Genomic DNA, 13,595 nt, shown 5'->3' with positions numbered 1-13,595 from the left:
AACTAGTTACGAAGTGGGGACCGCGTGACCGACCTGCCGCCGGCCGTCCTGCTCGACGAGCTGACTCGCCTCAAGACGCGGACCCGAGTGGACCGGCACGCGTACGTGCCGCCGGTGCTGCTGTTCGGCGTGCTCGTGCTGCTCGCCCCGCTGTGGCCGTCCGGCGGACCGGCACTCTTCGGCGTCGCCGGCGTCTGGTTCGGCACACCCCTCGACCTGTACTGGCTGGTCGCGGCGACCGGCGGGTTCCTCGCCACGGCGGGCTGGTACCTCCACCGCGGCCGGCGTCGCGGGGTGCGGACGCCCATCGGCGCCCACCTCGCCGTCGGCTTCACCGGGGTCGTCGCGATCTGTCTCGGCATGCCGGTGGTGGCGTCCTTCGCCTACCGGGTCGCGCGGTCGCCGTACGCCCAGGGGCCCGTCCTCGGGCCCGTCATGATCGTCGCCACCGTGGTGCTGGGTGGCCTGCTGTGGCTGCGGTCCGCCCTCACGGGCCGCACCGCCCGGGGCGTCGTCACGGCCGCCGCCGTGCTGTCCGGCCTCGTCGCACTGAGTGCGCTCGACCTCCGGTTCGCGCCCTACCGGCCCTACGCGTCGCTCGTCACCATCGGGCTCGGCCTGATCGGGCTGGCGTGGCTGGAGCGGAGCAGGCTGCTGGGCGTGATCACCGGTCTCTTCGCCGCCTCGGCCCTGCTGGCGAACCTCGGCGTTTTCGCGCACTACGAAACGGCGCACGTGTTCAGGAGCTCGCTGCTGCCGGGCCTCATCCTGGTCGCGGGCGGCGTCGTGGCGTGGTTCCACGAGCGAGGGGCACGCGCGTGAGCGACCACCCCGCCGCGGGCCTCGACGAGACCGTGCACCAGCGCCACCGGCTCGGCATCCTGACCATCGCCGCCGAGGCGGGCCAGGTCGACTTCGGTTACCTGCGCCGGACCCTGGACATGACGGCCGGGAACCTGTCCCGGCACGTCACGATCCTCGACGAGGCCGGCCTGATCGACGTCGAGAAGGGCTACGAGGGCAAGCGCCCGCGGACGTGGATCTCGATCAGCCCGGCGGGCCGCAAGGCCCTCGCCGCGGAGCTGGCGGCGCTGCGAGCCCTGGTGGCCGCCGTCGAGGGAGCCATCCCGGCGATCCGGCCGCGGACCACTTAGTACTGGGCGCCGCGGCGCCCGCCGGCGGGCGATTCCTGCGCATGCGTATTCCTTCTCCGGTCGATCGATCGAATTCGAAAAGTGACGGCGATCACCCGTAAAACGTCCGAGACATGCATACAAGCCGGCCGGGGCAGCAATTGTCTTGCCCGCCACTCGGTCGGACAATATGGAGGAGAGAGGACAGAAAGCGAACACTCCCCCACGCGGGTGGGCCTGCGATCACCCACGGTGATCACCGTCGTCGTACCCACGGGTAACCCTTGCGCTTCACCAGCCGAATCACGGCGATTTCGCAGGTCACCCCCAGTAGATGAATAGCTTTTACGTTTTCTTGACACTCTTCCGGTAACCGATTACTTGTCGTAGCGTTCGCCCCGTGCCGCCGGGCCGACGGCCACCGCACACGCCGTTCCACCGCGGGACCGCGAACCCTCGAATCCACCGGAAAGGGCGTGTCCATGACTGCCCGAATTCGTCGCCCGTCCCGTTTTCCGCTGGCGCGCGTCGCGGCCCTGCTGATTATCGCCGCCGCGGCCGGGACCATTTCCGGCTCGGCGGGGAAACCGGAAACAATGCCTCCGGTTTCGCTTCCGCCCACTGTTCCCGTGTCCGTTCCGCTGCCACCCGGCGTGGTTCCGCTCGCGCCACGCGACACCTTCGACGTCGCCAGCGCGAGAACCCTTTCCTACCAACAGGTTCTGCCGCGGCTGCGCACCGTCGCCGGAGCCACCGACCTCGACACCCCGGCCGTCACCGCGTGGCAGCACGCGACGCTGCGGCTGGGCCGTTAGACCGGAGGAGAACCCCATGAACCTGGCCCCGGAAAGCCCGGCGGGTGACACCCTGATCGCGTGCCTGCGGCACTGGGCGACGGTCAAGGCCGACGACCCCGCGCTGACCTTCGCCGACTTCAGCGGCGACCGCGACGGGCGGCGGACCCTCACCTGGCGGGAGTTGGCCCGGCGCGTCGACGCCGCGGCGGGCGCGCTGCCGGTCCGGCCCGGCGACCGGGTGGCCGTGCTCTGCCCGCAGGGCATCGACTACGTCGTCGGGTTCCTCGCCGCGATCGCCGCGGGCGCGATCGCCGTGCCGCTGTTCGCCCCCGGCCTGCCCGGGCGCGCCGGGCGGCTCACCGCGGTGCTCGCCGACTGCGCGCCCGCGGCCGTCGTCACGACGTCCGCCGCGCGGGCCGCCGTCGAGGAACTGCTCGGAGCCGGCGTGGAGGTCGTGGCCGTCGACCGCGTCGACGCGGTCCGGACCCGGCCCGCCCCGGAAGCGAAGGCAAGCGACGTCGCGTACCTGCAGTACACGTGCGGCTCCACCCGCTCTCCCGCCGGCGTGGTGCTGACCCACGCGAACGTGCTCGCCAACGTGCGGCAGGCCACCCGCGGGCTCGGCCTCGACCCCCAGGAGGCCACGACGGTCTCGTGGCTGCCGCTGTTCCACGAAATGGGCCTGGTCCTCGGCCTGATCACGCCGCTGGTGCTGGGCCTGCGCTCAGTGCTGATGGACCCGCTGGCCTTCATCGAACGCCCGATCCGCTGGCTGGAACTGCTCGGTGACCGGCCCGGCTCGTGGACCGCCGCGCCGAACTTCGCCTTCCGCTACTGCGCGAGCCGCGTGCGGGAAACCGACCGCGCCCGGCTGCGCCTCGGCGGCGTCGCCGGGATCATCAACGGGGCCGAGCCGATCAACCCGGACTTCCTCGACCGCTTCCACGCGGCCTTCGCCGTCGCCGGCTACCGGCCGCGGCAGACGCGCCCGTCCTACGGCCTGGCCGAGGCGACCGTCTTCGTGACCACCGCCGACGCCGCTCCGCGCGTCACGACGTTCGACCGCGACGCGCTCGGCGAGGGCGTCGCGGTCGAGGCGGGTGACGGCGTCCGGCTGGTCGCCTGCGGTGCGCCGGCGGGGCAGCACGTGGCACTCGTCGACCCGGACACCGCCGTCGCGCTCCCGGACGGGGCGGTCGGCGAGATCTGGGTCCACGGCCCCAACGTCGGCGACGGGTACTGGCAGCAGCCGATCGACAGCACGGAAACCTTCGGCGCCCGGCTGACCGGCGACCACCCCGGGCTGCCCACCGGTCCGTGGCTGCGCACCGGCGACCTCGGCGTCCGGCACGACGGCGCGCTCTACATCGCCGGCCGGCTCAAGGACCTCGTCGTCGTCGACGGCCGCAACCACTACCCGCAGGACGTCGAGGCGACCGTCGCGGGCGCGAACCAGGCGATCCGCCCGGGCAGCGTGGCCGCGTTCGCCGTCGCGGCGGCTGACACCGAGGGCGCAGTCGTCGTCGCGGAGCACCGCGACCACGCCGAGCTGTCCGAGCAGTCCGAACGGGACCTGACCGCGACGGTCCGGCGGCTCGTGACCGCCGCGCACGGCCTGGCGCTGCGCGACGTCGTCCTCGTGCCGCAGGGCCAGGTCCCGCGGACGTCCAGCGGCAAGATCGCCCGCAGCGCCTGCCGCGACCGCTACCTCGCCCACGCGTACGGAAAGGCCTTGGTGCGATGAGAAACCTCTCGCCCGACGCGCTGCCGCGGGACAGCCCGGCCATCGACCACCTCGCCCGCAGCCGCACCGGCGGCGAGCCCGACGTCGCCCCGGCCACGTGCGCGGGGCCGCGCGACGGGGCCCGGCTGGTGGACGTCCCGCCGATGCGGTGGCGCCACGAGCGGCGCTGGTTCACCTCGACGGCCGGGGGGGGCCTGCCGAGCTGAACCGCGGTTCCGGATCGGGGTCCGGAACCGTGCCCGCCGTGGCGCCACCGGGCCCGCTCGGGCCGGCACCACGCGCGGAGCCCGGCCTCGCCGCCGCCGTCCTGCGGGCCGTCACCCTCGCCGACCTCAACCGCGATCTCGCGCTCCGGCAAGGCGAGTCCCCGCGACCGGCGCGCGGGCGCGCCTGGGACGCCGCCGACCGGCTGGTCCTGCGGCTGTGGGCGGCGCACACCGGGTCCGAGCCGAGCGGCACACACGTCCTGCTGTCCGGCACCGACCGGCCCGCACGCCTCGCCCGGCTGCTCGCCGACGGGCTCACGGCCGAGCTGGACACCCCGGTCGACGCCGCCGACCTGCTGCAGCACGACTCCCTGGCCGCCGTCGCCGACGTCGCGCGGGCCGTCCTCGACACCCGGGAGGAACGCGGGCCCGTCCACGTCCTCGCGCGCGGGACCGCCGGCGTCGCGCCGCTGCTGCTGCTCCACCCCGGCGGGAGCACGTGCACGGTCTACCGGCCGCTGCTGGAGCGGCTGCCTGAAGCGCTGCCGTGCGTCGGCTTCGAACGCGTCCCCGGCGGCAGCGTCGCGGAGCGCGTCGACCGGCTGCTGCCGCTGGTCCGCGAGGCCCAGCGGGACGGGCCCTACCGGCTGGCCGGCTGGTCGTTCGGCGGGACGCTGGCCTACGGCGTCGCCGCGCGGCTCGCCGAGGAGGGCGCGGACGTCGACCTCGTCGCGCTCATCGACACCACGCTGCCGCTGCCGGAACCGGACCTCGACCCGCGGGCGTCGTCGGCGCGGCGGTTCCTGCGGTTCACCGGGTACGTCGAAGGCACCTACGGCCGGGCCGTCCGCCTCGGTCACGACGAGCTCGCGCCGCTGCCCGAAGAGGAGCAGATCGAACTGACCGTGCGACGGGTCGCCGAGGCCGGGCTGCTCGGCCCCGGCGTGCTGCGGCACCAGCGTCAGTCCTTTTTGGACACTCTCGCCGCCGAACGCGCGGTGCCGCCACCCTACGACGGCCGGGTCGTGCTCTACCGGGCGACCGAGCCGTACGCCGCCGGGCTGGCCATGGAACCGCGGTACTCCCGCACCGACGCCGCGGCGGGCTGGGCGGACCTGTGCCCGCGGCTGGAGATCGTGCCGGTGCCCGCGCACCACCTGTCGGTCGTGGACCCGCCGCACGTCGACGTCATCGCGCGGCACCTGGCGGGCCTGCTGCGGCAGCGCGGTTGACGGCGCGGGCGAGCGCGATCCCGGCGACGATGGCGGCCACGACGACCCACGACGCCACGTTGAGCTGCGCGACGCCCGAGAGCCCGTGACCCAGGTTGCAGCCACCGGCGATCCAGCCACCCGCACCGAGCAGGAAGCCGCCGGCGACCAGCCGGACGTAGCGGACGGGACGTTCGCCGCGGACGTGGAACTCGCCGCTTACCCGCGCGGCGACCGCGGCGCCCACGACGATGCCCAGCAGGAACGCCGTCAGCCACCAGTTCGGCGCACCGGCGGCAAAGCCGGCCACCGCGCCGACCGTGCTGGGACCGAAACCCGCGCCACCGACGCCGGCGAGCACCCAGCCCGCGATCGTCACCGCGCCGAGCGCGACGCCCGTGACCGGCCAGTCCCACTGCCCCGGCCGCGGGCGCTCCGCGGCGCGCCACCGCCACAGGACCACACCCACGACGGCCAGGAACACGACCGCGAACGCCAGGCGAGGGACGCCGAGCAAGGCGGGGAAGGTGGCTCCGGCTCCCACCGGCAGGACAGTCGGCCCGGGAAGCACCACCTGCCGGGCGGCGAGTTCACCGGCCGCCCAGCCGCCGAGTCCGGCGAGGCAGCCGAGCATGCCCGACCCGAGCTTGAAGAACAGCCCCGAGACGCACGTCGCGGCGACGGCCATCCCGACGCCGATCACCACACCGCCCACCACATCGGCGACCGGCGCGAACGGGAGGCCCCGGTTCAAGCCGTCGCCGAGCGGGGTCAGGAACAGCACCGACAGGCCCACGGAGCTGATCGCCACACCCAGGAGCCAGCCGCGGGCCAGCAGGAAGCGTCTCGCGAGCGCTCCGGAGAACGTGGCGTGGAAGCACAGCTGGGCGCGTTGCAGCACGTAGCCCATCCCGACGCCGGCGACCCCACCGGTGACCAGGGCGATCGTGATCACCGGCGGTCGCCTCCTCCGTCATGCTCCGGGTGTCCGCTGGTGGTTCGGGGCTCGGCCGGTCCCGGCTCGGTCGTCATCCGGGTGATCGCGCCGTCCCCTCCGCGTGAGCCGCGTCAGGAACCGGACAGCGGCTGGTTGAAGCGGATGCTGTTGCCGAACGGGTCACGGAGGCCGCAGTCGATCCCGTACGGGCGTTCGGTCGGCTCGTCGGTGAACTCCACGCCCTTGGCCAGCAGCGTTTCGTACGTTTTGCGGCAGTCGTCGCTGCTGAAGTACAGCGACCCACCCATCGCCCCCTTGGTCAGCAGGTCCCGGACCTGCTCGGCCGTCGCCTCGTCCAGCCTCGGCGACCCGGGCTTCTCCAGGAGGATCTCCCGGTCGGGCTGACCGGGTACGTGGATCGTCAACCACCGCATGAAGCCGAGGTCGGCGTCGGTGCCGACCTCCATGCCGAGCTTGCCGACGTAGAAGTCGAGCGCCTCGTCCTGGTCGAGTACGAAGATCTGGGAAATCGTGATCGCGTTGAGCATGCCGGCGACGGTAGTTCAGATGCGCGCCGGGACGCTTATCCGAAATGATCGTCCCGCTCAGCCCCGCGGCCGCATCCAGGCCATGGCGAAGCAGGTCGGCACGTCCGCCACCGGTCCACGCCGCCGGTACGCCGTCGGCGACTCGCCGACGATGTCGCGGAACGTCCTGCTGAAGGTCCCGAGGCTGGTGAAGCCGACCTCCAGGCAGATGTCGGTGACGCTCCGATCCCCCGAGCGCAGCAGGAACATCGCCCGCTCCACGCGCCGGCGTTGCAGGTAGCGATGCGGGGTTTCCCCGAAGGTCGCGCGGAAGGTCCGGATGAAGTGCACCGGCGAGACGTGCGCGACCCCGGCCAAGGCGGCCACGTCCAGCGGCTTCGCGTAATCCCGGTCCATGGTGTCGCGTGCGCGCAGCAGGCGACGGTTGCTCTCTTCCCCGGCCCGGCTCACAGAGCACACCCTATGCCGGGCGCACCGAGACACACCGACCCCGATGCGGCCCGTGCGCCGCCTCTCACTCGACCGGTTGCTGCTCGCTCAGCAGCGCCTTCACCCATGCGTTGATCCGGTGCTGCGCCGGCAGCCCGGTCGGCGGGGTCATTCCGACGAAACCGTGTGGGGACTCCGGCCACACCGCCAGTTCGCTTTGCCCGCCCGCGGCGCGCCAGCGTGCGGCCATGAACAGCGAATCGTCCAGCAGGGGGTCTCGTTCTCCCACGGTGAACAGGGCCGGCGGCATTCCGTGCAGGTCGGCGTAGAGCGGGGAGACTGCGCTGTCGCGGAGCTTCTCCTTGTCCAGCTCGGGGAACGCCAGCCCGACGAACTGGTCCAGCCAGCGCGGCGGCAGCACCGGGGTGTCCGGCGTGGCCGAACGTGAACTCGGCGTCCGCGACAGGTCGTAGACGCCGAACACCAGGCTCGCTCCCACGACTCGGCCGAACAGCTCGGGGTAGCCGTCTCGCAGGCGCAGCAACGTGTGCGCCGCAAGGTTGCCGCCCGCCGAGTACCCGGACACCACGATCCGGTCGGTGCCGAACTCCTCCTCCACCGCGCCCGCCAGCCACACCGCTGCCGCGAGGCAGTCCTCGATCGGCGCGGGAAACGTGTGCTCGGGTGCGAGCCGGTAGCGGGTGGACACCACGGCGACGCCGGCCGTGCGCGCCAGCAGGTCGTTGATCGCGTCGTCGTCCGCGGGCGCGCCGAGCACAAAACCGCCGCCGTGCACGTGGAACACGACGCCCGTCACCGGGCCGGCCGGCCGGATGATCCGCACGGTCGCCTCGCCCGCGGGACCGGAGACCGTGCGGTCGAACGGAACCAGCTCGGTCGCCGCCGGCACCTGGAACGTCGTTCCGCGCATCACCGCCAGCCCTTCGGCGGTGGTGGGGTCCGGGAGGTCGGCGGCGGCGAGCTGCGCGTTGATCTCGCGCATCTGGTCCAAAGTGGACTCGGGCACGGATTCGAACCGGAAGGTCATGACGGAAAGCCCTTTCACTGGAAGGAGTAGGTGACGTGCGTCAGCTGTTCGGACAGTTCCCACAACCGACGTCCGACGGCGGGATCGGTGGCGGCCGGGGGCATCTCGGCGACGTGCGGGGCTCCGCGTAGCTCGGCGCGCCCCTGCGGCACGACGAAGTCACCCGCCTTGACGCCGGAGTTCGTCGCGGCGTAGAGGGACGGCCGGGCCGCATCAGCCGGGCTCTGGCCCACGAATCGCTCGAGCACCACGGACGCCATGACCTGCATGTACTTCGGCAGGTGCTGCTGGAGCCCCGTGTTGCTCGTGCCCGGGTGCACGGCGACGGCGGTGATCCCGGTTCCGGCCGCCCGTCGCGCCAGTTCCAGCGTGAAGACCACGTTCGCCAGCTTCGACTTCGTGTACGAGGCCATCCCCGAGCCGTAGGACTGCGCGCTCAGCGGATCCTCGAGCGTCGCGCCCTTGTTCCGCGCCACCTTCGCGCTCACCGTCACCACCCGGGCCGCGGGCGCGGCCAGCAGGGCCGGCAGCAGGCGCCCGGTCAGCGCGAAGTGCCCGAGGTGGTTGGTCCCGAAGGTCAGCTCGAACCCGTCGGCGGTCTCCCGGCGCTCGGGGACGGCCATGACGCCCGCGTTGTTGATCAGCAGGTCCAGCGGCCGCCCGCCGGCGAGGACGGCGGAGGCGGCCCCGTCGATCGAGGCCAGCGAGGCCAGGTCGAGCACCAGCCCCTCCACCTTGGCGGAGCCGACGGCCTCGCGCACCGCGGCGACCGCCTGGTCGACCTTGGCCGTCGCCCGGCCGGCGACGACCACCTCGGCCCCGGCCCCGGCCAGCGCCAGCGCCGTCTCGAACCCGATCCCGCCGGTGCCCCCGGTGACCAGCGCACGCTTGCCGACCTGCGAAGGGATGTCCATCCCAGCTCCTAAGTGAACGTTCATTCAATTCGACACGTTCAGGTAAGCACGGTCCGTCCCGCCTTGTCAAATGAACGTTCACTCAATAGATTGGGACGCATGGCACCCCGAGATCCCGAGGCGAAGCGCCGCGCGCTGCTGGAGGCCGCGCTGGCCGAGTTCGCGGAACACGGCATCGCCGGCGCGCGGATCGACCGGCTCGCCGGCCGGGCCCGGTGCAGCGTGGGCCTCGTCTACACCTACTTCGGCGGCAAGGAGGAACTCTTCCACGCCGTGTTCGACCAAGTCGTCGTGCGGACGACGGAGCAGGCCCCGCTCTCCCCCGACGACCTGCCGGAGTACGCGGGCGCCCTCTTCGACGGGCAGACCGCCCACCCGGAGGTGATGCGCCTCGCCGCGTGGCACCGGCTGGAACAGCCGGGCCGCCGGCCGGCGATCGAGGCCATCACCAAGGCGAACCGGGCGAAGATCGACGCGATCCGGCAGGCCCAGGAGGAAGGCAGGCTGTCCACGCGCTTCTCCGCCCCGGAATTGCTGATGCTCACCATCAACACGGCCTCGATGTGGGCCCACCAAAACCAGGAGATCAGCGACCTGGGCCCCCACGAGCACGCGGCCAGACGGGCCACGATCGTCGAAGCCGTACGCAGGCTGGTCGAGCCGTAGCCGTTGGAGGGCCGCCACTTCTTCGAAAAAGCTTTATGTGGACGGCGGGTCCGCGATTGTCGGCTGAACCGTTTGCGGCAGCGCGCGGAGCGGTACACCGTCAGTCAGGACGCGGTGGCGAGTTCGGCGATCCCCGGAGCGGGCGAGCCGTGAACTCGAGCTGATGGAGCACGGAAGGGCGAACACATGATTCCCGAGCTGAACGCGGAACGCTGCCGGCTGGCACTCGAGGACCACGTGCTGCGGCTGGCGAAATCCGCTGTCACGGCCGGTGCCAGGACTTCGGTGCCGACCTGCCCGGACTGGACGGTGAAAGACCTGGTCCAGCACGTCGGCCAGACGCTGCACTGGGTGTCCGAGCTCGTCGAGCGCCGGGTCAGCGACCCGACCGAGCTGCCCGGCGCCGAGAAGCCCAAGGCACCCAAGGTCGCGGAGTGGCAGGACTGGCTGTCCGACGCCGCCGCCCGCGCCGTCGCGGCCTGCTCCGACGAAGCGCTGGCGGACTCGGTGTTCAACGCCGCCGACGACAAGCGGACCGGCGCGGAGTTCTGGCTGCACAGCCTGCTCAACGAGGCCGTCATCCACGGTTACGACGCGGCCGCGGCCGCGGGCGACGACTACGACCTCGACTACGACCTCGACGCCGCCACCGCCGCGGATCTCATCACCAACCACCTGGCCATGCTCACCTCGCCGACGTGGGAGCAGCAGAGCCCGGTGTCGGCGAAGGCGATCCGCGGTGGCGGCGAGGTCCTGCACTGGCACGCCACCGACGAACCCGGCCTCGGCAACTCCGGCGAGTGGTACGTCGAGCGCTACGCCGAGGGCACGCGCTGGGACCGCAACGGCACGGCCGACGTGACCGTCAGCGGTCAGGCGAAGTCGCTGCTGTTCGTCATGACACGCCGGATTCCCCTGACGGGCAAGAAGGCCGGCTACGTCATCACCGAGGGCAAGGTCGCGCTGGCCGAGCACTGGCTGAAGCACACCGCCCACGTGTCGGAATAGCCGCACGGTGCGGCGGACGTGCTGCCAGAAACGCCGGCGAATGCCCTGCTGGTCGGTGAGCGCCTCGATCGTGACGTTGCGCAGGACGTAGAGACGTCGCCCTTCTTCCTGGCGATCTCGAGTTCGGAGATCGGCTTCGGGGTGACCTCGTACAGGTTCCACCGCAACTGGTACGGGAAGACAGTGCACAGGTACACCGAGCCGAACTCCGCCGCGGCCTGGGTCTTGTCGTGCTTCAGGTCCGTCCTGCCAGCCTGTCCCCCGTGGACCGATGGGATGAAGACGTGTGTTTGACCGCGGAGATCCCTGGGCACTCCGGGCCCGGGCGAGCGGCCACCACATCCCGGTGCCCGGCCCTCCGTGAGCAGAAGGAGCTTCCCGACCGTGATCATCCTCGGCGTCATCCTGATCGTCCTCGGCTTTCTCATCGGCATTCCCGTGCTGTACACGATCGGCATCGTGCTGGCCGTCGCCGGCGTCATCCTCGCCGTCCTGGGTGGAACCGGACGCAAGGTCGGCGGCCGCGGGCACTGGTACTGAGCGGATCCTCCGGTGAGGACCGGCGGTCCGCGTCCGGCACGCACTGACGCGGGGCCGGGAGCTGCTGCTCCCGGCCCCGAACGCCGAAGCGGACCGCGTCACGCCCTCGGATCGGGTACCGGTGGCCCCACCGCGGTGCCCTGGAACCGCGTCAGGCGCAGGCTGTTCGACACGACCAGGCAGCTCGACGCGGCCATCACCGCACCCGCGATCATCGGGTTCAGCAGGCCCGCCGCCGCCAGCGGCAGCGCCGCCACGTTGTAGGCCAGGGCCCAGAACAGGTTCGCCTTGATCGTAGCCAGCGTGCGGCGGGACAGCCGGATCGCGTCGACCGCGGCCATCAGGTCGCCGCGGACCAACGTCAGGTCCGCGGCCTCGATCGCCGCGTCCGTGCCGGTGCCGATCGCCAGCCCGAGATCCGCTGTGGCGAGCGCGGCGGCGTCGTTCACGCCGTCGCCGATCATCGCGACGACCCGGCCCTGCGCCTTCAGGTCCGCGATCACCTCGACCTTCTGCTCCGGCGACACCCCGGCGATCACCTCGGTGATCCCGGCCTCCTGGCCGATCGCCTGCGCGACGGCCTCGTTGTCGCCGGTCAGCAGCACCGGCGTCAGGCCGAGGCGGCGCAGCTGGAAGACCGCCGGAGCCGACGTCGGCTTGACCGTGTCGGCCACCACCAGCACCGCGTGCGCGAAACCGTCCCAGGCCAGCAGGACCGCGGTGTTCCCGGCCCGTTCGGCCCGCTGCTTCACCTTGAACAGCGCCGACGGCACCCGCACCGACATCTTCTGCAGCAGCTCGGGCCGGCCGACGACGACGCGGTGGCCGTCCACCCGCCCGAGCACGCCGTACCCCGCGACGGCCCGGAACTCCCGCACCTGGCCGACGTCGCCGAAGCGACGGCGGGCCGCTTCGGTGACCGCGACCGCGATCGGGTGCTCCGACGCGCTTTCCAGCGCCCCGGCCAGCTGCAGCGCCAGATCCTGCGGCACGCCGTCGACGGTCTTCACGGCGGCCAGGGTCATCTTGCCGGTGGTCACCGTGCCGGTCTTGTCGAGCACGACGGTGTCGACCCGCCGCGTCGACTCCAGCATCTCCGGGCCCTTGACCAGCACCCCGAGCTGGGCGCCGCGGCCGGTGCCCACCAGCAGCGCCGTCGGCGTCGCCAGCCCCAACGCACACGGGCAGGCGATGATCAGCACGGCGACCGCGGCGGTGAACGCGATCCCGGTCCCGGCGCCGGACACGAGCCAGAATCCCAGCGTGGCCACGGAAAGACCCATCACGATCGGCACGAACACCGCGGACACGCGGTCGGCGAGCCGCTGCACGCCGGCCTTGCCGCTCTGCGCGCGTTCCACCATCGCGGCGATGCGCGCGAGCCGCGTTTCGGTGCCGACGCGGGTGGCCCGCACGACGAGCCGTCCGCTCATGCTGACCGTCGCACCGACCACGTCGGCACCGACGCCGACCTCGACCGGGACGGCTTCCCCGGTGACCAGGCTGAGGTCGACCGCGGACGCGCCGTCGACGACCACGCCGTCGGTCGCGATCTTCTCCCCCGGCCGGACCACGAAGTGGTCGCCGACGCGCAGCCGGTCGACCGGGACGCGCTCCTCGCGCCCGTCGCGCAGCACGGAGACGGACTTGGCGCCGAGGTCGAGCAGCGCCCGCAGCGCCGCCCCGGCCCGCCGTCGTGACCGCGACTCGAAGTAGCGGCCCGCCAGGATGAACAGCGTGACGCCGGTGGCGACCTCGAAGTAGATGCCGTCGACGTCGTGGTCGGTGTAGAGGGTGAGCGCGAACTCGTGGCGCATGCCGATGACCCCGGCGCCGCCGAAGAACAACGCGTAGAGCGACCAGAGGTACGCCGCGGCGACACCCATCGACACCAGCGTGTCCATGGTCGCGGTGGCGTGGCGCAGGTTCGTCCAGGCCGCGCGGTGCAACGGCCACGCGCCCCAGAGCACCACCGGGGACGCCAGGACGAGGGAAACCCATTGCCAGGCCGGGAACTGCAGCACGGGCACCATCGCCAGCAGGATCACCGGCGCGGCCAGCGACGCCGACAGCTGCAGCCGGCGGCGCAACGCGTCGGCCGGCAACGGCTCGGGTGCAGTTTCCGCGGGCTGCGGCGGTGCGGGCGGCGCGGCGGTGTAACCGGCCGCTTCGACCGCCTGGATCACGTCGTCGACCGTCATCGACGGCGGCACCCGCACGAGCGCCTTCTCCGTCGCGTAGTTGACACTCGCCTCGACGCCGTCGAGCCGGTTGAGCTTCCGCTCGATCCGCGCGGCGCACGACCCGCAGGTCATGCCGCCGACCACCAGCTCGAACTCCGCACCGGCCGGCGCGGGCGGGACCACCGCGGCGCGGACGTCGACGCGGCCGAGGGCCCGGATGGGGGCGGTGAC

15 protein-coding genes are annotated in these 13,595 nt (G+C 72.4%); 9 read left to right on the top strand and 6 right to left on the bottom strand.

Features of this window, described 5'->3' with window-relative positions; translation table 11 throughout:
- Positions 1-24 precede the first annotated feature (24 nt).
- From OG439_RS11265 to OG439_RS11240, 6 genes are all read left to right on the top strand, one after another.
- Positions 25-822 carry a hypothetical protein gene (locus tag OG439_RS11265; RefSeq protein ID WP_326949327.1) on the top strand — a complete coding sequence of 266 codons (798 nt, stop codon included), beginning with the start codon at positions 25-27 and terminating at the stop codon, positions 820-822.
- Complete coding sequence (locus OG439_RS11260; RefSeq protein ID WP_326949326.1) at positions 819-1,154, top strand: transcriptional regulator; 336 nt, start codon at positions 819-821, stop codon at positions 1,152-1,154. Before OG439_RS11265 ends, OG439_RS11260 begins: the two co-directional genes overlap by 4 nt.
- 461 nt (positions 1,155-1,615) lie before the next feature.
- Positions 1,616-1,948, top strand: a complete 333-nt coding sequence (locus OG439_RS11255) for a hypothetical protein (RefSeq protein WP_326949325.1) — start codon at positions 1,616-1,618, stop codon at positions 1,946-1,948.
- 16 nt (positions 1,949-1,964) lie between these two features.
- Positions 1,965-3,674, top strand: coding sequence for a fatty acyl-AMP ligase (locus OG439_RS11250; protein ID WP_326949324.1), 1,710 nt, complete (start codon positions 1,965-1,967; stop codon positions 3,672-3,674).
- Positions 3,671-3,880, top strand: a complete 210-nt coding sequence (locus OG439_RS11245; RefSeq protein WP_326949323.1) for a hypothetical protein — start codon at positions 3,671-3,673, stop codon at positions 3,878-3,880. The genes OG439_RS11250 and OG439_RS11245 overlap by 4 nt, the downstream gene beginning before the upstream one ends.
- A 38-nt stretch (positions 3,881-3,918) precedes the next feature.
- Positions 3,919-5,112 carry a thioesterase domain-containing protein gene (locus OG439_RS11240; RefSeq protein ID WP_326949322.1) on the top strand — a complete coding sequence of 398 codons (1,194 nt, stop codon included), beginning with the start codon at positions 3,919-3,921 and terminating at the stop codon, positions 5,110-5,112.
- Here the strand turns inward: OG439_RS11240 and OG439_RS11235 are convergent.
- The 5 genes from OG439_RS11235 to OG439_RS11215 form a co-directional block, all read right to left on the bottom strand.
- A complete protein-coding gene (locus OG439_RS11235) occupies positions 5,069-6,046 on the bottom strand; it encodes a YeeE/YedE thiosulfate transporter family protein (protein ID WP_326949321.1) in 978 nt (325 codons plus the stop codon). The genes OG439_RS11240 and OG439_RS11235 overlap by 44 nt on opposite strands.
- A 113-nt stretch (positions 6,047-6,159) precedes the next feature.
- On the bottom strand, positions 6,160-6,576 hold the full coding sequence (locus OG439_RS11230; RefSeq protein WP_326949320.1) for a VOC family protein: 417 nt from the start codon (positions 6,574-6,576) through the stop codon (positions 6,160-6,162).
- A gap of 57 nt (positions 6,577-6,633) precedes the next feature.
- Entirely contained in the window at positions 6,634-7,026 is a 393-nt protein-coding gene (locus OG439_RS11225) for an AraC family transcriptional regulator (RefSeq protein ID WP_326949319.1), read from the bottom strand.
- Positions 7,027-7,090: 64 nt separating this feature from the next.
- Positions 7,091-8,053, bottom strand: a complete 963-nt coding sequence (locus tag OG439_RS11220; RefSeq protein WP_326949318.1) for an alpha/beta hydrolase — start codon at positions 8,051-8,053, stop codon at positions 7,091-7,093.
- Positions 8,054-8,067: 14 nt separating this feature from the next.
- Positions 8,068-8,967, bottom strand: coding sequence for an oxidoreductase (locus OG439_RS11215; protein WP_326949317.1), 900 nt, complete (start codon positions 8,965-8,967; stop codon positions 8,068-8,070).
- Positions 8,968-9,066: 99 nt separating this feature from the next.
- Between OG439_RS11215 and OG439_RS11210 the strand changes: the two genes are divergently transcribed.
- From OG439_RS11210 to OG439_RS11200, 3 genes are all read left to right on the top strand, one after another.
- Complete coding sequence (locus tag OG439_RS11210) at positions 9,067-9,633, top strand: TetR family transcriptional regulator (protein WP_326949316.1); 567 nt, start codon at positions 9,067-9,069, stop codon at positions 9,631-9,633.
- A 186-nt stretch (positions 9,634-9,819) separates the two neighbouring features.
- Positions 9,820-10,641, top strand: coding sequence for a maleylpyruvate isomerase family mycothiol-dependent enzyme (locus OG439_RS11205; protein WP_326949315.1), 822 nt, complete (start codon positions 9,820-9,822; stop codon positions 10,639-10,641).
- Between the two features lie 384 nt (positions 10,642-11,025).
- Complete coding sequence (locus OG439_RS11200; protein WP_247051505.1) at positions 11,026-11,181, top strand: DUF6131 family protein; 156 nt, start codon at positions 11,026-11,028, stop codon at positions 11,179-11,181.
- A gap of 98 nt (positions 11,182-11,279) precedes the next feature.
- On the opposite strand, the gene OG439_RS11195 is transcribed toward OG439_RS11200, so the two are convergent.
- Positions 11,280-13,496: a heavy metal translocating P-type ATPase gene (locus tag OG439_RS11195; RefSeq protein ID WP_326951528.1), complete on the bottom strand. Its 2,217-nt coding sequence runs from the start codon at positions 13,494-13,496 to the stop codon at positions 11,280-11,282.
- Between the last annotated feature and the right edge of the window lie 99 nt (positions 13,497-13,595).

Source organism: Amycolatopsis sp. NBC_01307, assembly GCF_035975215.1.
Taxonomy (GTDB): domain Bacteria; phylum Actinomycetota; class Actinomycetes; order Mycobacteriales; family Pseudonocardiaceae; genus Amycolatopsis.
The sequence above is the reverse complement of the archived record's forward strand: the minus strand, read 5'-3'. Positions and strand labels throughout refer to the sequence as shown.